We start from the raw sequence: 19,267 nt of genomic DNA, 5'->3' as shown, positions 1-19,267 counted from the left end.
GCAACCTGCAAATGCAATGGACTAGGGTAGATAGATCATGGATTTAAGTCAGGATAAAAGTAACGATCATTCTGAGCAGACAGTGCGTAAAGTCGCTACTGACAAGCTCAGCATTTTGGTCATATCAGGTCTGTCAGGGTCAGGTAAAACCTCGGTATTGAATATTCTAGAAGATTTGGGCTATTACTCTATTGATAATTTACCTTTATCTTTGCTTGCGAATGCCACTCATAAATTGATCAATGAAAGCGGTATTCGTCGCATTGCATTGGGTATCGATATTCGAACGCCTCGTGCGGATTTGTCCAACTTTGCAGAGATGCACGAATCCTTAAAGGCTGAATATGGTGATCATGCCGTCAAGGTGGTATATGTCACGGCTCAAGAGAACACATTGGTAGCACGTTTCAATGCAACTCGCCGTGTCCATCCATTAATGTCTCAAGACGTTAATGACGAGCATGCTAAGCACGTCGCTTTTAATCTACCAGCCGCGATTAAAAGAGAAATTGAGCTACTAGAACCAATAGCAGATCATGCAGATATAAGAATTGATACAAGTGATCTCAATATTCATCAGTTGAAAGATCTTTTACGTGAATACATTGGTATGGACAATCAAATTGTCGTCAACTTACTGTCTTTTGGCTTTAAATATGGCAGTCCTATTGATGCAGACTTTGTATTTGATGTAAGGATTTTGCCAAATCCGCATTGGAATCCGGAGCTGCGCACGGCAACAGGTCTTGATGCTGAGGTGGCCACCTTTTTTGCTGATTGTCCAGAAGTGGCTGAAATGACCAATGACATCGCTGGATTTTTAACCCGCTGGTTGCCAGAGTTTTTACACAACAATCGTCACACGGTAACAGTGGCCATTGGCTGTACTGGCGGTAAGCATCGCTCCGTGTTTATTACGGATAACTTGCAACGTCGCCTTGTCAACGTTATGCCAGAAGGTATAAAAGTACTGGCGAAGCACCGCGAAAAGCATCGTTGGTAGTGATTGCTACATCTCAAAGATTATTAATTTTATTATTCATTATTTTGGAAAGTGTTTATGATTGACTGGTCAGAACAGGATATGCGTGTCTCGCGCACAGAACTCAAAAAAGCTCATGAGCGCTTGCAAGAGTTGTCGATACCGCTTGCTAACCTATCAAAAAAGCAGCTAAAAACCCTGCCAGCCAGTGATTATTTTATGGCAGAGTTGATGGCTTTGGCTGATATCACTAGCGCCAATGCTCGTAATCGCCAGACCAAGCGTGTCGGTAAGCTTATTAGCGAAGAAAATCGCCATGAGTTGGTCAAAGCCTTGTTTAATGCTGTGTTCCCTAAAGAACAAATCTCAAAGATAGAGAGCTGGGCTGATCGCTTGAATATCAATGATGAAGGCACGCTAAAACAGTTTGTTAAACAGTACAAAGCGTCTGAGCACAACAGCATGTATCAGCTGCTGCTATGGATTGAGTATGCCAAACACACACAAGATGACGAGCTGATGGCTGAGTCTAAAGAAGATTTGGCCAGTTACATTCGTGAAGTGGCTATCTTGTCGCAGTTGAAAAAATAAAGATAAAACAGAATGGTTATAACATTGGGTAATCTGATTCGATGATCATTTTGATGCAAAGTCATACAGTCTTAAGAAAAAAAGCCAATCTTTGAAGGATTGGCTTTTTTATGGGTGGCTTTCTTGTAGAATGATAGGTCAGCTAGCAGTTACTCATACATGACCTATCAGCAAGAAGCACTACATTATTTTTTTTCAGCGCGAACTTTGTCTACCAAGAACTCAACCACTTTAGGAACAGTCGCATCTTCGCCAGTCACAACGTATTTACCTTGTACGACGACAGCAGGTACACCAGAAAGCTGATAGCGCTTAGCACCAGCTTGTGAGCGACCAATCTTTGTACCAACCGCAAATGAGTTATAAAGACTGTTGAATTTCTTTTCATCAACCCCTTTTGAACCATACCATTTGCTTAAAGACGCCTGATCGAATAGCTTTTTGCCATCTTTATGAATCGCATTGAATAGTGCACTATGGGTTTTGTTTTCAAATCCTAAAAGCTGTGCGGCATAAAAACCACGAGCATTGGCTTCCCATACTGGGTTAAGCGCTGCTGGAGTCTTGAGAAAGACCACGTCTTTATCTTTGGTCTTCGCCCATTTTTCCATATGCGGGTCAAGCACATTACAATGCGGGCAACCATACCAGAAAAATTCACGAACAATGATAGCATCACCGCTGATTTTTTCTGGATTGTCTATCACGCGATAGTCTTTTCCAGCAACGTAGTTGGCAGCTTGTGCGCCCATAGTAGCAAATCCAACGGCCATAGCCAGACCAGTCAGTGTAATGACACGTTTCATACTTTATCCTTGAGGTGTGAAAACTTAGGTTTGTTTGAATATCGGTTTGTTTGTATATCAACAGATAGATGGCTTTAAGTACATAAACGATATAGCGTCAAGTATAATCTAGCCATAGTAGCGTATCGACTATGATAACGTAAAACGCGTGTGCTTGTGAATCCGAATCTTAACTAACAGTTGTAAAGCTGTCAGTTATTATTTAAGGTACATTTCTTACAAACGTTTGCATTGGTTAAAACTGCTCACAATCAGTGACGATGTACTTACGACAAAGTCGGCTGTCTCATGCTAATATTGAGCGCATAATCGTACGCTTTAGACAACAATAATGATAACGACAATACAGGAAAACCGTTATGGGTTCAGCTATTCCTTCTTCAAATGAGCACGCAGACAGCAATCTCAATGACACAGCGACTAGTACTATCAATGTAGATCCTAGTGAAGTAGAAAAATTCAATAAATTGGCCAGTGAATGGTGGAGCAACACGGGTGCTTTTGCAACCTTACATGAGATCAATCCGCTACGTTTGAACTGGATAGAAGAAAACGTTAAGCGTGGTTATCAAAGTAAAGATCTCGCTAAAAGCAATGAAGCGCCTCACGCCCTGAATAAAACGGCTGAGACAGGGCTTAGTGGTAAAAAAGTGCTGGATGTCGGTTGTGGCGGTGGTATATTGTCAGAATCGATGGCACGTCGCGGTGCTGATGTCACAGGAATTGATTTGGGTACCGAAAATCTAAAAGCGGCAGCACTGCATGCCGAGCAAAGCGGTTTAGACAATACCTTACGCTACCAGCATATTCCAGTAGAAGACTTAGCAAAAACGCATGCAGGTCAGTTTGATGTGGTGACTTGTATGGAGATGCTGGAGCATGTGCCCAATCCAAGCTCGATTGTGCAGGCATGTTTTGAACTGCTGGCGCCAGGCGGTGTGTGCGTGCTATCAACAATCAATCGCAATCCTAAATCTTATCTATTTGCCATCGTTGGCGCAGAGTATGTCTTACGCTTGCTTGATCGCGGTACGCATGACTATGCCAAATTCATTACCCCTGCTGAGCTTGATAAAATGGCAATAAATGCTGGCTTTACGCGCCAAGACATCATTGGTTTGCATTACAATCCATTGACCAAACGCTACTGGCTGGCACAAAACGTCGATGTCAATTATATGATTGCCGTACAAAAACCCGTTGCTTAAACTGTGCTTAGTGGTTTTATGACCTCCTATTTTACTCAACATGTTATCCGTATTAAGAGCCTTAATTATGACTGAATTTGTAAAAGCGGTTTTGTTTGATCTTGATGGGACGCTAATCGATACCGCTGCTGATTTTGTCCGTATCATTGGCAAAATGAGTCTCGAAAACGATTGGCAAGCGCCACCTGAAGCAGAAATCCGTGAGCAAGTTTCGGCAGGTGCGTCAGCAATGGTAAAGCTGATGCTAAGGTACAATGATCAACTTGAAGTGAGCGAAGACGCTTTACTGACTTTTCGTCAACAGTTTTTAGATGACTACGAAGCAGATATATGCGTAGATAGTTGCGTGTTTGCTGAGTTAGAAGAGGTCTTGACCACGCTTGAAAAACAAAGCGTGCCATGGGGTATTGTGACCAATAAGCCGCGCTATTTGGCAGAGCTGTTATTGCAAAAGATGGCGTTAGATGAGCGCTGTGCTGTGTTGATTTGCCCTGATGATGTGTCTCGCTCAAAACCTGATCCAGAGCCCATGTATATGGCATTAGAGAAGCTCAGTATTCCTCGCGGTGCTGCTGGCTGTGTACTTTATGTGGGCGATCACATACGTGATATCGAAGCTGGTAAGGCTGCGGGTATGCCGACAATTTTAGCAGCCTATGGTTATATTCCTCCTGAAGATCAAAAAAGCCTAAAAACGTGGGGCGCTGATTATATTGTCGATACACCTAAACAGTTGAATGAGCTGTTACTGTCTTCTGGTCGTTTTGAGTATATATAAATAGCTTTTTATGTAAGGCGTTATTTAGCGTCAATGTTAGGCCAGTATTCCCAATTCTTAAACGATAAGTAGTGAGCAATACCATGAGCACAAAAATTGATCAATCAGTGGAGACGCAAGCCACTCAAAGCCGTACCGAGCCTTTGACTCATGACGCTATCCGTAACTTTTTGCCACCTGATAACTGTTTAGATGGAAAGACTATTCTGGTGACAGGTGCGGGCGATGGTATTGGTCGTGTGGCTGCATTAACTTATGCCCGTTATGGCGCGACCGTTTTGCTACTCGGTCGTACCAGCAGTAAACTTGAATACGTTTATGATGAAATTGAGAGCTTCGGTGGTAAGCAGCCAGCCATGCTCCCGATGAACTTAGAAGGCGCAACCTATGCAGAGATGCAGCAATTAGAAGGACTGATTAATAAAGAAGTTGGTCAGCTGGATGGCATTTTGCATAATGCTGGTATGCTGGGGCAACTGACACCCCTTGAGATGTACGACGTTGATATGTTTGCCGAAGTGATGAAGGTCAACTTTACGGCAACCTTTATGCTCACCCAAGCCTTACTTCCGCTATTAAAAGACGCCGATCATGGTTCTATCGTCTTTACGTCCAGCACGGTTGGTACGCATCCGCGTGCATTCTGGGGTGCTTATGCGCTCTCAAAACAGGCGGTAGAGGGTATGAGCGATATTTTTACCCAAGAGACGCAAAACACCACCAATTTGAGATTCAATTGTGTCAATCCTGGTGGTACGCGCACCAATATGCGTGCTCATGCTTATCCAGGAGAAAATCCCATGAGTTTAAAAACACCTGAGGATATTATGCCAGGGTATGTCTGTCTGATGAGTGATGACAGTATTGGGGTACGCGGACAAGTGATTGAGCTACAACCAAAAGACTAGCTTTATATTTTATATAGTTTTAGGTTGCAATCAGTTGGCAGATACCCCATCTATTTGTTATTAAAGAATTTATATATAAGTAATAATAACAAATAGGATAAAACTATGGCAGGTGGCTGGTCAAGAGATGGTGCAGAGCACGAACAAATGGATGCAACCGTTAACGATGCGTTAGAGCGCGCTCGGCGTGCATTGCCAACGGGTGTAAGCGCTGAGTTTTGTGATGAATGCGGCAATCCCATTCCAGAAGCCCGGCGATTGGCAGTGCCAGGTATTCAGCACTGCGTGAGCTGTCAAACTGAGCTTGAGCAAGAGGCAAGGGCGGCGGAGCTATTCAATCGCCGCGGTAGTAAAGACAGTCAACTGCGTTAGTGGCAGGATAAAAAAGAAGCCTACTATGTATACATAGTAGGCTTCTTTTTTATTCTCATTTTTAAGACAATGATGTTGAAAATAAAGTCACTATATCACTAATGCCATCAATTCTCGGTCACGCACTTCCCAATCTATAGCAGACGTCACAGGAGAAGCATCGTCCAAGTCCATCTGATCGCTTTCATCCCCTGCCTGTAAAATAACCTCAAGTCGGCTATCTAATTGACTGGCAACAGTGATCGTGGTCAAACTGTCAGGGGTAAAATTGATTTGTAACCAACCGTCAGAAGTATGAACCACGCCTTTAATACGTTGCCAGCTTGGCAGTTTTAACAGCCATTCTTGTAACCCATCAGCATGCAATACATAGTGTGCTGGTAGTCGCCACCCTGCCAATAGTATGTCTTGCTGTTTCTCATGATAACGATAAGGAAGCTCAATATCTGGACTGACCGGATTATCATCATTGGCCTGCATAGAATTTGAGAGTGAAGTAGGCGATAAAGCGGTATTCGGTGGTCGCAAGCCAGCAGACAGTTTTTCAGGATAATTAATATTAATAGTGCGCTGCTGCGCGATAATATGGCTGGGCGTTGCGAGTTGGTTATTTAGCGCGGTTATATCAGTAGTAGACAAGTTGTCATTGTTGGGCGCAGCTTGTACAGTACTTGCCCAAATAATATGTACCTGCGTATTGAGTTTGGTTACCCATGCTTGTAGTGCTTGCTTGTCGCTATCACTCAAGTGTGTATAGCGGTTAATTACCAAGACATCGGCATCTTTAACATGCGCTTGAAAGCCGTCATGAGTACGATATTTGTCTTGCTGCCATTGCACACCGCTCAACACGGTAATGACTGCTTGCATTTGTAGAGCGGTCTGCCAATGCGGCGCACTAAGCTGATGTATCAGCTCACGCGGATGAGCAAGTCCTGTGGGTTCAATAATAAGGCGCTGCGGATGATGGTCACTGAGCAGACGGCTAATCGCAATCTGGAGCGGCAGCTGACTGGTACAACAAATACAACCGCCGCTGACCTCACGAATAGCGATGCTATTCTTATCGATCGCCTCGTCTTGGGAGCTTGCCAACAGCGAACCATCGATGCCAATACGCCCAAACTCATTAATCAATAACGCCCAGCGCTCATCGACAGGCTTACTAGCCAATAGCTGGTTGATAACCGTGGTTTTGCCAGCACCCAAAAACCCTGTCACTAAAGTGCAAGGTATGTTTTGGAAAACAGTAGATTTTTTCAAAGCAGCATTCATCATAATAATGACATTAAAACAAACTATTCACTTTTGATGGTTTCGATCTCGGCTTCATCAGGTACGAATACATAACCCACACCCCATACGGTTTGGATATAGCGCGCTTGTGAAGGGTTGTCTTCAATCAGACGGCGCAGGCGTGATACTTGTACATCGATTGAGCGTTCCATCGCACCCCATTCGCGACCACGAGCCAGATTCATCAGTTTGTCACGAGTCAATGGCTCACGTGGATGCTGAACCAAGGCCTTTAATACCGAAAACTCACCAGTGGTTAACGTGACCACATTGCCATCACGTTTAAGCGTACGCGTGGACAGATCAAGCGTCCATGGACCAAATTCGACGACTTCAAGCTGATGGCTTGGCGCACCAGGTAGCTCACGATTCTGACGACGCAATACCGCTTTGATACGAGCCAGTAGCTCTTTTGGGTTAAACGGCTTAGGCAGATAATCATCCGCACCAGCTTCAAGACCGGCGATACGATCGGCATCGCCACCTTTGGCTGTCAGCATGATAATAGGGATATCGCCATTGTTTTCGCGCAGACGCTTACAGATATTGATACCGTCTTCACCTGGCAACATCAAATCCAATACCACCAGTGAGAAAAGCTCACGCTGCATCAGCTTGTCCATCTGACTGCCATCATGCGCTGTACGCACGACAAAACCATCGTCTTCTAGAAAACGTTGTAACAAAGAGCGCAAACGGGCATCGTCATCAACCACTAGAATGCGCTGAGTTAAAGTGTCAGGGCTATTGTTGTCAGTCATATAAGCATCCTCTTATAAAAATTATTATCAGCAAAACAAGGGGTAAAAATAAGATGGTTTATAAAGTATTGTCATTGCTTTTGGGTCAATACTTTCGAATCAGTCCATAACCTAGCAAAACGGTATAAAATTTTAAAACATTTGTTCAATACAGCAGTACTTAGCGATATTTGTGCTATTGATACTTTAGTGTATAAGATTGCAGTCCCAATTGCATCACCCATAAAGAAAAATGCTGTATGCGTTTGTTTAACGAGGCGACAGAACTTATGATATAAGAGGATTTTTGCGATAAAACACGCGATAAATAACGAAAAGATAAAAAGGATTTTTATTCATGCAGCTTTTGCTATAATGCAAAACTACATTTCTCAACGATTGATACGTATATGAGTAGCACTGATACCTTAACGCCATCTCAAACCTCGACAAATGCGCAGGTTTTGGATGCAACCACACACGCGAATATTCACGACAAGCTTGCTCGCGCGCTTGGCATTAAGACTGCTCAAGTCAATGCGTTTGTCAAACTTTACGATGAAGGCGCGACTGTTCCGTTTATTGCCCGTTACCGCAAAGAGAAGACTCAGAGTCTTGACGATGCTCAATTACGCGCTTTAGAAAAGTCGCTTAATTATGAGCGCGACATGGCCACTCGTCGCCTCAAGATCACCGAGCTTTTGAGCACGCAGGGTAATTTGACTGACGAGCTACAGACCCGTATTGATAATGCGACGTCTAAGCTTGAGCTTGAAGACATCTACTTGCCATATCGTCCACGTCGTCGTTCGCCAGCTGCCAAAGCAAGAGCTGCGGGTCTTGACGTTGCTGCCCAAGCGATTCTTACTCAAGAAATAGCGCCCACCGATGCTTTGGCCGATTATCAGATTCAGTCAAATGTGACCGATGATAGCGGTCAAGAAATTGAGGTTGATTTCGGTGACATTGAAAAACAATTGGCTGGTGTGCAAGCCATCATTGTCGATGAATGGACGCAAGCACTAGATTTGCTGGATAACTTACGTAATGGCTTTGCCAAAACTGCCAGTATCGTCTCAACTGTGGCCAGTGAAGAAAAACGTGAAGTTGGTGAGAAATTCAAAGATTATTTTGAGCATAGTGAAAGCCTTGCGCGCCTACCGAACCACCGTTTATTAGCGATGCTGCGTGGTCGTCAAGAAAACGTACTAGGGTTAAAGGTTGAGGGCGAAGACGCACCTTTCATCGAAAAAATCATCAATCATTTTGATATTGATGCAAAAGCCCCTGCCGCCCGTCGCGAGTTTTTGGCAGAAGCGGCTAGCAGTTTGTGGAAAGACAAATGGCGTCCGCATATTGAGCACCGTTTATTGACTGAAAAGCGTTTGACAGCCGAAGCAGATGCCATTGAAGTGTTTGCGAATAACTTGCAGCATTTATTGATGTCAGCACCTGCTGGCCGCAAAGTGATCTTGGGCGTTGATCCTGGTATCCGTCATGGTGTAAAAATGGCCATTGTTGATGCTCAAGGTCATGTGATGTTGAATAGCGAAGACAAGCCTGTTGTCGCAACCGTCTATCCATTCGCACCTGATAACAAGATAGATGAAGCCAAAGCAGTTATCGATGAGCTACTAAGCACCTATCAGGTTGATTTGGTTGCTATCGGCAATGGTACTGCCAGTCGCGAAACCGATGCGATGATTAAAGAGATTTTGGCCGCCAATGATGCCCTAAAAGCCAAAGCTGTTATTGTTAATGAATCAGGCGCTTCTGTCTATTCAGCCAGTGAGCTTGCCAGTGATGAGTTGGCAAATCTAGACGTGTCCGTGCGCGGCGCCGTTTCTATTGCTCGTCGCCTACAAGACCCTCTATCAGAGCTGGTCAAGGTTGATCCAAAGGCGATTGGCGTGGGTCAGTATCAACATGACGTCAATCAAAACCAATTGGCTGATAGTTTGGACAAAGTCACGCAAGACAGCGTGAATGCGGTCGGTGTTGATGTAAACACGGCCAGTCCTGCTATCTTGGCGCATATTGCTGGTCTGAATAAGAATGTCGCACAGCAAATTGTCACTTACCGCAAAGAACATGGCGCCTTTGAGAGCCGTGAGGCGCTAAAAAATGTCCCACGTCTAGGGGTAAAAACCTTTGAGCAAGCGGCAGGATTTTTACGTGTTCATGATGGTAGCAACCCACTAGATGCCACTGGTGTTCATCCAGAAAGTTATGCGTTGGTCGATAGCTTATTGACGCAAACGGGCAAAGCATTACCAGACCTTATTGGTAATGAAGGGGTGCTAAACACCATCGATACCACAGCGCTTGCAGCCAACGATGATAACGTCAGTATAAAAGCCATTCTAGATGAGCTTGCTAAGCCTGCCCGTGATCCACGTCCTGAGTTTAAGACAGCTAACTTCCGTGATGATGTCAATAGCATCAAAGACCTTAGCGAAGGTATGACTCTAGAAGGTGTGGTTACGAATGTCACTGCTTTTGGTTGCTTTATTGATGTTGGCGTGCACCAAGACGGTCTAGTGCATATCTCACAGATGGCCAATGATTTTGTCGCTGATCCTATGAACCGTGTTAAGCCAGGCGATATTGTCTCAGTACGCGTCATTTCTATCGACGAAAAACGCGGTCGCATTGGCTTTAGTATGAAGCCTGAAGCCGAAAAGCCAGCTCGCACAGTGACAAAGGCTGCTGAGGCTAACTCAAGTTATGATGATAAAGCCACTCGTCCTCGCAGTAGCCGTCCTGCAGCTGATAAGCGTCCGTCATCGTCAAAACCACGTGGCAGTCGTCAAGACAGTCGCCAAGAAGGCCGACAGGACAAGGGCAGTACTAATACGCGTGGTAAAGCTGCTAAAAATGAGAGCACGGAAGTGCCTAGCAAGATGGGTACATTTGGCGCCTTATTAAAAGAAGCAGGCGTGACGAAAACAAAAAAATAGCTCATATGCATTTGATATGAATAATTTCAAATAATAAAAAAGGCAGCCATCGGGCTGCCTTTTTTGTATATAGTATTTGTGAAGATGAGCATTAAACATGTGTTGAAAAAGAAACTTCCAAGTACTGTTTGAGTATTTAAGTTTATTCAACCTTCAAAACCAATCCGTGCCTGAATCTTTTTATATATTTGACATATTTAAAGCTAGTTACCAAGATCTACTGATCCATCATGTCTGCTTCTTGCTCTTCTTGTAGCATGTCTTCTTGTAAGTCTTGCATACCTTGTGGTTCAACTTGTAATTGCATATCTTGTTGAGCCTGCATATCTTGTTGAGCCTGCATGTCTTGTTGAGCCTGCATATCTTGTTGAGCCTGCATGTCTTGTTGAGCTTGCATGTCTTGTTGAGCCTGCATCGCCGTAGGCATTGCTTGCTGGGCATTGGCAGGGTTACTAACTTTATTCACACTGGCTCTTGAGATGGTTTGAGTTTCATTAATTACAAACGGACTGGATTGATTAGCACCCTGTTCCACATTCGGACTGGTAGCCTCAGTCTCCATACCATCATTGACAGATGTAGCTTGCATGTCTGCTTGTGCGGTTTGTATATTCGCTTGCGCAGCTTCCATGTCTGCTTGTGCAGTTTGCACATTTGCTTGCGCAGTATCAGCAGGTGCGGCCATAGCCAAACTTGGGAGAGTAAGTGTGGCACCAATAAGTAGCGATAAAGGTAGAGTACGTTTTTTCATCAATGGATTCCTTAATTTATAGTCTTATAGTGTCAGTTCAAAGGGGTTTAAACTTCATGACTATTTAGCGTTGTTTTATATGTAAAAAATTAATGTAGTATTTCAAATATATATATTTAATATCTCTAACATTCAATCTATAGAAAAAATAAAATCATGATAACCATTAAGCGATTATCATGATCGATTTGGATGAAGAGTTTTATAAGCTAAACTAAATGGGTTACAAACTCTGAGTTGGAGAATAGCAATTAAACAATCAATGATTCAGTAGTGCATAGATTAAAAGTCTAACAGATTGATGTTGGCAGGTGACTTTGTGCAACTACTGTACGCTTATTGTCAGATTGAATAACGTCATAAAAGACACTGTCTCTGACGTTATCAATACCTCTATCAATACCTCTATTAATATCGATAGTAACTAATATAAATACAGTAGAGACTTTTACGGTTTACCAACCCATTAGCGGTTTGCCATTCTCAACGTATGATTCACGGTTAAGGATTGGTATCAGGTACACGTTTAACAGGGAAAGTTTGATTGATCTCCGTATTATCGATGATGTCTGCATCTGCTTCCTCACCAACGACAACCGTACGATCCGCTCCCTCAATAGCAACTGCTGTTCCTTGCGTGGTATTCACACGGTTGATCTGATCTGAGGGTGCTATGATGACTTCTTTTACACTGTATTTAGCGGGTCGGATGACACGAGTGGTGTTAACAACGACAGGCTCCATGGTACGAGTCTCAGCAATTGCTACTTGTGCCTCTGGCTCTTTGACTTCACTGACAATGGGCATAGGAAATTTGTTGCCAAAGTGATTGTCACACTGCTGCATAGTCAAGCGCACTGGATTGCCTGCCGCATCCATATAAACGTTGACAAGCATGTCAGCGGCGATAGGCACATATTTTCCTACCAGGGCACCTGAGACACCATAGCGTCCATTTGATTGACCGACGCCTAAGTCACAAGCACCTGCCGCATAATCGCTCGTGGTCAAGCGGTTACTATCAACGACACTTTGAGGAATCATGACTTCTGACAAGCGCATTTTTTTGACGCTTGCTTCTCCTGCTTGGTGCTTGGGGTTTTGATAAGTATAAGGCGTATAAAACTTGGCCGAACCATCTTTGACAGCAGTGACGCACTCTTCATACGTGTCGTAACCCACATTACCATGGCTATCCGTTACCATAGCCGCGCTCGCCGAGCTGGCAAACATGGCAAAGCCTGAACCTAATACAGCAACCGTTAATATATTTAATCTCATAATGGTTTCCTCTAAATAATAGATAAATTTTCAATGAAAAACGTCGCAGATAAAAACAGCGAAAATCTCAGACCGCCGTTTGTTATAACGAAATTTTTTGCTGGCATTCACTATATAAAAGGCATTGATTATGTTTAAAAGAATAAATTAATTTTTGAAAATCAATACGCTCAACATTCGAATAAGCAAACAGTAGAATGCAGTTGATGCCATAACCTATCTAATCCTACGTCATTTACTGCAATATGGCTGTGACATTAAGCAGAAGATATGTAGCATAGTGTGTTAGAAACCCAAAAATTGGCAACATCGTTTACCTGAAAATAACGTTATTATTCTTTTTTAACATTACTCAAGCAGAATCTCAGGCAATAAAAAGCCGTGCCTTATATGCAAGGCACGGCTGTGACCGTTGAAAGCTATAACCTACGATGGATTCAAAAACTCAGAAAATAGAAGCGATATGAGTTTATTCATATAGCCCAGTGGCACTACTAGTCATTGATCACTTCAAAACTCAAACCTGCATGTTCTTCTAAACGGGTCAACAGTTTGTCACCCATGGCAGAGGTAGGGGTCCAAAAACCACCACCAACGTCGTCTTTGCTAATATCTTGTGCCAAACACAATGCCGCTTGTGACAGCATTTGCGAGGTGCTGCCATAACCTGGATCTTTATCACCGGTCACTTTGGTCTGAATGGTATCGTTTTTGGCGGTTTGTCCAAAGAATCGAATATCAAAATAACCATCGTCTTGCTCTTCTTTAGACGGTCCAGAACCTGATTTGGGTAACACATGCTTGGATAAAAACTCACGGCTTGGTTTTACCATCATGGCTGTGGCAAACCCAAACAGTCCGGCACTCATAGCATAGCTTGATAGTTGACCTTTGACGCCATCTTTCATCCACATTGCTTCGTCGTACTTAAAGTTGCGACCATACTCATAGTCGAGTAGCTGGTTGGTACGATGAACGATACGAGTATTGATGCTCGCCATAACAAAAGGCGCTAGCCAGCGTTTGTGCTCATTGTCATATTCTGGTTTGCTAATGTTGGTTTGACGCACGCTTGGTGCCGCTTCATCGTTATTAAGCAAATAAGGGTTTGCTACTTGTTTGCGACGTGAAGGATCCTGTCCAACTTCTTCAAAAATAGTGGCCATTGAAGCAATGGTACCGCCTGACAAACCACCTTTGGCTGCTTTTACCCTCATATGTACCACGTCACAAGCTTCGCCAAACGTTTCTTCTGCTTTGGTTTGGGTAAAGTAAACGCCCAAATCCGATGGTATCGAATCAAAGCCACAGGAGTTGACAATACGAGCGCCACTTTGCTTAGCAGCATCTTGATACTTATCCATCATGTCTTTAATAAAAATGGCTTCGCCAGTAAGGTCAACGTAGTCAGTACCATTCTCAGCACAAGATTTAATCAGAGGCTCGCCATATTTCAGATAAGGGCCAACCGTTGAGATAATCACTTGGGTTTGTTTGGTCATCTTATCTAGGCTGCTTGCATCGTTACTGTTTGCAACAATGATATCGACTGGGCTTTCAAGTTCAGACTGCAATTTATTGAGCTTTTCCTCATCACGCCCTGCGATTGCCCAAGTGACATTCGCACCATTTTTATCTTTGGCGTTTGATAGAAAATTGGTTAAGTAGTGCGCGGTTATCTTGCCAACGAAGCTGGTTGCGCCATACAGAACCACCGCATAGGGGCGGCTCTCTGTCACGGTTTCTGGTGTGGTTTTTGTCGTATCCATATTGTTGCTCATAGTGACTGTCCTTATTGGTATTTTGATAAATGGAATCTGTATAAATGATGGTGTTAATAAATACTGAGCCAAATCGTCTCTTTGAGCAATAGGTTTGTTTGCTCGCTCAGTCTTACTATTGGTATTTATATCTATTACTGCTCAGATTTTTAGCGCCGATGTTTTAGATAATAGATATTTGGCAAAATGTATGTAGTTATAAAAACGCTTTATTTATCCTTAATATTTATAGCAGATTATAAAATGAAGACATTTATTATCTAGTGTTGTTCACCATCGAGACACATAAGTCATATAAAGAGGGACAAACGCGTCATAATAATAAGGTTTGCTACAAAGATTACATAAGTTATCGCTATCATTACTAAAGTGAACGTTTTTTTTAATTGGATATTGCTACTCTATAATCGTAAACAGTTAGAAAGCATACTAAAAAAATAAGAAGTAATTTAAAGGAAGGTTAGGGGAATTAAAGCAAATATTGGTAGCGACTTTTTAGTATAAGTCATTCAATTTGAATCTACTGTATGTGTTTACCTATTTGATCTTTCAACAATAATTTGAGGAGAATATTATGTTTCGCTGGGCTATAATTTTTGCAGTGGTTGCGTTGATAGCAAGTTTATTAGGTTTCGGCGGTGTCGCTGGACTATCTGCTAATTTGGCATATATTTTCTTAGCAGTGGCTGTCATTTTGTTCATCGTTGCGTTTGTCGGTCGCAAGATGTAATAGTAAGTTTGATTGGTTTAGATAAAAAAGTCCTCAATTGAGGACTTTTTTTATGCGCATCATAAAACTTATTGCGCTATAGATAGATGGTTAACCAAAAAATGAATACTTAACTAAAACCGTTTTGGTTGAATAATGTGCTCCATGCGTTTTGCTAGACGAATATCCAAACTTGAGATACCGCCAGTATCATGTGTGGTCAAACGAACTTTAACCACATTATAAACATTGTGCCATTCAGGGTGATGCTCTAGCGCTTCGGCATGAAAAGCAGCTTGATTCATAAAGCTCATGGCTTCAATGAAATCGCCAAAGTGATAACTTTTGACGATACTATTGCCATCCCGCTGCCAGCCTGCTAGGTCTTCTAGCTGCAAATCGATTTGCTTGTCAGATAAACTACTCATATTAATAACCTTATTATTATGTGGGGTTGGTTTATTAAAGTTATATGGATGACAAAATAGGCCGTAAGATTTTAACGGCTCTATTACTGTCTCTATGGTAAATGACGATCAAACTATAGTAAGTCCTGATATTCTGGATGTTTGCTGATGTACGCGGATACAAACGAGCATTGGGGTACCACTTTTTTACCGTTTTCACGCGCATAATCTAAGGCCCTTTTTACCAATGCAGAGCCAATACCGCGTCCGCCCAATGCTTGCGGTACAATGGTATGGTCATAGACAAGGGTATCGCCACGTTCTTGATAGCTGATGTAACCCGTTTGATTGTCGATAGAAGTCTCAAAACGGTTTGCTGATTGATTGTGGATAATCTCTGGTGTTGTATCAGACATTTGGTTGCTCATGATGATGCTCCAATATTGAATATTATTATCGAATTTTTAGTATTTATTCAGTGTCATACATGGCGTTTTGATAATCTTCTATTACTCATATTGAATAGTCAAAAAATGCCATGTTATAGATCCAATTATGGATGAATGGCGTACAATTATCTAGGAACTTACCGTAAATCTAGATAGTATGAATGTTAATATATTTACGTGTACTTCTACCTAAAAAAAGTGGTATTGGCTACTGATGTGCTCGATCACAGCATCGTTTTTCACGATATTTTATTTTGCATACGCCAAAGTATGACGGAGGGTAGGTGGCAAAAATCGGCTCCAACTACCCAAACGGTGCTCACTCTTATCAATACTGTCAGCAGCAGTATCTGCTTTAGCCAACGATTGCTTATAAGCGTGATACTCTTCGGTGGTGGGCAGGCTAAAGTGGTGAATGCGCTTTAATACTTGCCATAATTGCTGGCTAAAGCGACCCGTATTGTATTCCAGATTGTATTTTTGACACAGTGCTTGCACTTGCGGCGCAATGCCAGCATAGCGGCTGGCAGGCATATCAGGAAAAATATGGTGCTCAATCTGATGGGATAAATTGCCTGTTAAAATGTGAAACCACTTGCTGCCTTTGATATTACTAGAGCCAAGGATTTGTCGTACATACCAATCGTCTTTGCTCTCATTGGCATCAATATGCGTATAAATATGTGCCTGCTCAGTGAAATGTCCACAAAAAATCACAGCCCATGTCCACAGATTGCGGGCAACATTGGCAGTGGCAGTGCCGCTCAAGGTAGTCAATGCGCTACGACCACCGAGTGTCAATCCAATCGCAGTTGGCAAGACGACGTAATCTTTTGTCAATTGTCTTGCGATTTTGGCAAGTAAGGCACGTGTTTTTTGTTGCATCGTTTGGTGCAACTCGGTTGAGTCGGCATATTCTTCAACGCTGATTTGAATGTCATGAAAAGCAACTGCCCATTCAAAACCCAATGCTAGGACAGCTGTTTTGAACAGATTGTTACGGTCACTTGGCCTCCAAGCCTGTTCTTCAGTAATCCGAATAAGGTGGTAGCCTACGTCGTGATCGAGACCAAAAATATTGGTAAAGGTATGATGTAAATAATTGTGCGAATGCTGCCATAATGGCGCAGGGCAAACATTGTCCCAATCGAACTTTTGGCTATTAAGGTGCGGATGCTGCATCCAGTCATATTGGCCATGCATGACATTATGCCCAAGCTCCATATTGTTCACTATTTTGCTAAAACTGAGTAGGGCGGTCCCCAATAACCAAGTGCCACCTTGATAGCGCTTCGATGACAATCGGCCTGCCACTGCGAGCAGTCCGCGACCAGCCATCTCGCTACAGGCGACTGCGGCATAAATGCGTTGTATGTAACGCGCTTCGTCACTGCCAAGCGACTCCATTACCTCTTGATACAGTGCGTTTAACTCTTCGCCGAGTGCTTCGGTCTGAGCCTTTGTTAAAGGGTTGCCTGTCAGTATTGGATAATGTCCAGACTGTGGCTGCCTGTTGGCATGACTATTGTCATAATGATGGCTCTCATCCATCGCTACGTTCTCTTTTTTAGGCATACTATGAGTTTTCTCTGATGCTAAAGGCTGAGACGTCTCCAACTGTCCCTCATTTGAGAGAGGCAAGTAGGGTACAGCTGATTGAGCTTTGGTAATCGGTAGTAAGCGCATAAATGATCCTTAGTCCAAACCATCCAACTTATGGGTATTGGGTTCGGTTCAATGTAGTGAGTTGACTAATTCATGGTAAAAAGCATAAAAGCAGATTGGTAGAAAAACAGGCTGGTCTGTCATTAACAGACGTTCGCTTAAAAACTTTCAATGATAGACAGTGACATATACTAAGCTGTTATGGTGTTGTTACACATCTAGCACCACATCTGTTACCGCAACATTGATACAGGTTTGAATGAATTCATTACCATCGTGGCTTAGCTTGCCTGTTTGGATGTTTTTGACCACGCCGCTGATTTTATGACAACGGCACAGCTGGCAAATACCTTGGCGGCAACCATAAGTTAGGCGGATGCCTGCTTTTTCGGCGGCAGCCAATAGGGTGGTATCACTACTAAACTGTCGTTGCCGTACTCGTAAATAGACCGTCTGTGTCGGTGCTGTCGGTTCTTTATCGAGGGTTGGCTCATGGGTTGCATCAAAAAAATTGGTGCCGAAGCTTTCTACAATGATGTTATCACGCAGCGATTTCCCATTGGATAAGGTAATCTGGGCAGCAGCGTTATACAAACTCGTTAATAAGGCGCGCGAACCGCAAGCGAATATTTGTGTTTCTGCCAATGAGAGGCCGATTGTTAATAAACTGTCGGCAGTTAGATGCCGCGTACCTGCTAAATAAGTACTAGCGTCTGCTGTATCAATCAAATGATAAGTAAACTCTGGGTAGGCGGTTGCCAGCTGTTGCCATTGGCTTTGGAGTAGAATGGTGCGATTATAATGCAATAGAATGACGTGGTGGCCATTGTGCAATGCCTCAGTGATAAGACCCAGCATTGGCGTGATACCGCTGCCACTAGCAATAAATAATAATGGTGCTAATTGATTGTGTTCTGTCTCTTTGACCAATGATCCTTGTGCCAAGGTAAAAGAGCCTGTTGGGACGCTGCTTTGAAGGGTTGTACCGATTGGCATACGTTTGGTCAGATAATCCGACACCAACCCTTGCGGTTTGATCGCGACAGTGACAGTATGACGCAGTGGATTTTTACTGGTTTTAGCCTTGGTGCTGTCATCAATCCACCAAAGTGGGTGCTCTGGCAAGCCCACTAGCGAGTAACTGCGCTGATGAAAAATTCCTGCAAGGGCAACGCTCACATTGAGGTATTGTCCACCCTGCCAGCCCTCTTGTATGCGGAGTGCTTGCTGTCTAAAAGCGCGATTGGTTTCAAATCGTAGCGCGATTAAATCATCACTCAGTCGATGCCGTGCTAACAGTCGTATCTTGGGCATGCTCAATGACCAAAACGGATGCAAACGTGATTCAATAAAATCAACGAAAGCACCTTGAACCCATTCAGGGCGGTAGCCGGTGGCCATAAAACTCTTACCTTTGTGATGATTGTGAATGACGTGATCAGTCTTTGAGCATCTTTACTGTGTCCAAGCTAAGTCTAACTGAGACGAACATGCGAAAACTGCTTGATACTAATATTGTTTTGTTAAGACATGCTAACATTCTAACGGCTATTGGTTAAACTATCGAAAGGTTTAATGATTTT

At 43.1% G+C, this 19,267-nt stretch carries 18 protein-coding genes; 8 read left to right on the top strand and 10 right to left on the bottom strand.

All coding sequences use genetic code 11. The annotated features are described in order from the left end of the window. Positions 1-37 precede the first annotated feature (37 nt). Both rapZ and yjgA read left to right on the top strand, forming a co-directional pair. Positions 38-1,003: an RNase adapter RapZ gene (gene rapZ / locus CIK80_RS06605; RefSeq protein WP_095569315.1), complete on the top strand. Its 966-nt coding sequence runs from the start codon at positions 38-40 to the stop codon at positions 1,001-1,003. A gap of 57 nt (positions 1,004-1,060) precedes the next feature. After that, a complete protein-coding gene (gene yjgA, locus CIK80_RS06600) occupies positions 1,061-1,573 on the top strand; it encodes a ribosome biogenesis factor YjgA (protein WP_062843579.1) in 513 nt (170 codons plus the stop codon). 185 nt (positions 1,574-1,758) lie between these two features. On the opposite strand, the gene CIK80_RS06595 is transcribed toward yjgA, so the two are convergent. After that, entirely contained in the window at positions 1,759-2,379 is a 621-nt protein-coding gene (locus CIK80_RS06595) for a thiol:disulfide interchange protein DsbA/DsbL (RefSeq protein WP_095569314.1), read from the bottom strand. A 359-nt stretch (positions 2,380-2,738) separates the two neighbouring features. Here CIK80_RS06595 and ubiG point away from each other — a divergent pair, with 359 nt between their 5' ends. From ubiG to CIK80_RS06575, 4 genes are all read left to right on the top strand, one after another. After that, the gene (ubiG, locus tag CIK80_RS06590; protein WP_095569313.1) at positions 2,739-3,587 is read left to right on the top strand and encodes a bifunctional 2-polyprenyl-6-hydroxyphenol methylase/3-demethylubiquinol 3-O-methyltransferase UbiG; all 849 of its coding nucleotides are present in this window, start codon (positions 2,739-2,741) and stop codon (positions 3,585-3,587) included. 67 nt (positions 3,588-3,654) lie between these two features. After that, entirely contained in the window at positions 3,655-4,365 is a 711-nt protein-coding gene (locus tag CIK80_RS06585; protein WP_095569312.1) for an HAD-IA family hydrolase, read from the top strand. An 83-nt stretch (positions 4,366-4,448) separates the two neighbouring features. Continuing rightward, the gene (locus CIK80_RS06580; protein WP_062843583.1) at positions 4,449-5,273 is read left to right on the top strand and encodes a YciK family oxidoreductase; all 825 of its coding nucleotides are present in this window, start codon (positions 4,449-4,451) and stop codon (positions 5,271-5,273) included. Between the two features lie 105 nt (positions 5,274-5,378). Next, the gene (locus CIK80_RS06575) at positions 5,379-5,645 is read left to right on the top strand and encodes a DksA/TraR family C4-type zinc finger protein (RefSeq protein WP_095569311.1); all 267 of its coding nucleotides are present in this window, start codon (positions 5,379-5,381) and stop codon (positions 5,643-5,645) included. Positions 5,646-5,735: 90 nt separating this feature from the next. On the opposite strand, the gene CIK80_RS06570 is transcribed toward CIK80_RS06575, so the two are convergent. After that, positions 5,736-6,923 carry a GTP-binding protein gene (locus tag CIK80_RS06570; protein WP_095569310.1) on the bottom strand — a complete coding sequence of 396 codons (1,188 nt, stop codon included), beginning with the start codon at positions 6,921-6,923 and terminating at the stop codon, positions 5,736-5,738. Positions 6,924-6,943: 20 nt separating this feature from the next. Continuing rightward, positions 6,944-7,702 (bottom strand): two-component system response regulator OmpR, encoded by a 759-nt coding sequence (ompR, locus tag CIK80_RS06565; RefSeq protein ID WP_062843586.1) that lies wholly within the window; start codon positions 7,700-7,702, stop codon positions 6,944-6,946. 389 nt (positions 7,703-8,091) lie between these two features. On the opposite strand from ompR, the gene CIK80_RS06560 reads away from it, so the two are divergent. Further along, positions 8,092-10,641 carry a Tex family protein gene (locus CIK80_RS06560; protein ID WP_095569309.1) on the top strand — a complete coding sequence of 850 codons (2,550 nt, stop codon included), beginning with the start codon at positions 8,092-8,094 and terminating at the stop codon, positions 10,639-10,641. 217 nt (positions 10,642-10,858) lie between these two features. Here the strand turns inward: CIK80_RS06560 and CIK80_RS06555 are convergent, their stop codons facing one another. From CIK80_RS06555 to CIK80_RS06545, 3 genes are all read right to left on the bottom strand, one after another. Then, a complete protein-coding gene (locus tag CIK80_RS06555; protein WP_095569308.1) occupies positions 10,859-11,392 on the bottom strand; it encodes a hypothetical protein in 534 nt (177 codons plus the stop codon). Positions 11,393-11,893: 501 nt separating this feature from the next. Then, positions 11,894-12,673 (bottom strand): hypothetical protein, encoded by a 780-nt coding sequence (locus tag CIK80_RS06550; protein WP_095569307.1) that lies wholly within the window; start codon positions 12,671-12,673, stop codon positions 11,894-11,896. Between the two features lie 494 nt (positions 12,674-13,167). Further along, entirely contained in the window at positions 13,168-14,454 is a 1,287-nt protein-coding gene (locus tag CIK80_RS06545) for a saccharopine dehydrogenase NADP-binding domain-containing protein (protein WP_095569306.1), read from the bottom strand. Positions 14,455-15,028: 574 nt separating this feature from the next. Between CIK80_RS06545 and CIK80_RS06540 the strand changes: the two genes are divergently transcribed. Continuing rightward, complete coding sequence (locus tag CIK80_RS06540) at positions 15,029-15,184, top strand: DUF1328 domain-containing protein (protein ID WP_084387210.1); 156 nt, start codon at positions 15,029-15,031, stop codon at positions 15,182-15,184. A gap of 113 nt (positions 15,185-15,297) precedes the next feature. On the opposite strand, the gene CIK80_RS06535 is transcribed toward CIK80_RS06540, so the two are convergent. The 4 genes from CIK80_RS06535 to CIK80_RS06520 all read right to left on the bottom strand — a co-directional run bounded on the left by CIK80_RS06535 (position 15,298) and on the right by CIK80_RS06520 (position 19,085). Beyond that, a complete protein-coding gene (locus tag CIK80_RS06535) occupies positions 15,298-15,591 on the bottom strand; it encodes a 4a-hydroxytetrahydrobiopterin dehydratase (RefSeq protein ID WP_062843591.1) in 294 nt (97 codons plus the stop codon). 113 nt (positions 15,592-15,704) lie between these two features. Further along, a complete protein-coding gene (locus CIK80_RS06530) occupies positions 15,705-15,998 on the bottom strand; it encodes a GNAT family N-acetyltransferase (protein ID WP_257011696.1) in 294 nt (97 codons plus the stop codon). Positions 15,999-16,268: 270 nt separating this feature from the next. After that, positions 16,269-17,705 (bottom strand): acyl-CoA desaturase, encoded by a 1,437-nt coding sequence (locus tag CIK80_RS06525; protein WP_257011695.1) that lies wholly within the window; start codon positions 17,703-17,705, stop codon positions 16,269-16,271. 189 nt (positions 17,706-17,894) lie between these two features. Further along, positions 17,895-19,085, bottom strand: a complete 1,191-nt coding sequence (locus CIK80_RS06520; protein ID WP_095569305.1) for an iron-sulfur cluster-binding domain-containing protein — start codon at positions 19,083-19,085, stop codon at positions 17,895-17,897. Between the last annotated feature and the right edge of the window lie 182 nt (positions 19,086-19,267).

It is taken from the genome of Psychrobacter sp. JB193 (assembly GCF_002285555.1).
Classification (GTDB): domain Bacteria; phylum Pseudomonadota; class Gammaproteobacteria; order Pseudomonadales; family Moraxellaceae; genus Psychrobacter; species Psychrobacter alimentarius.
The sequence above is the reverse complement of the archived record's forward strand: the minus strand, read 5'-3'. Positions and strand labels throughout refer to the sequence as shown.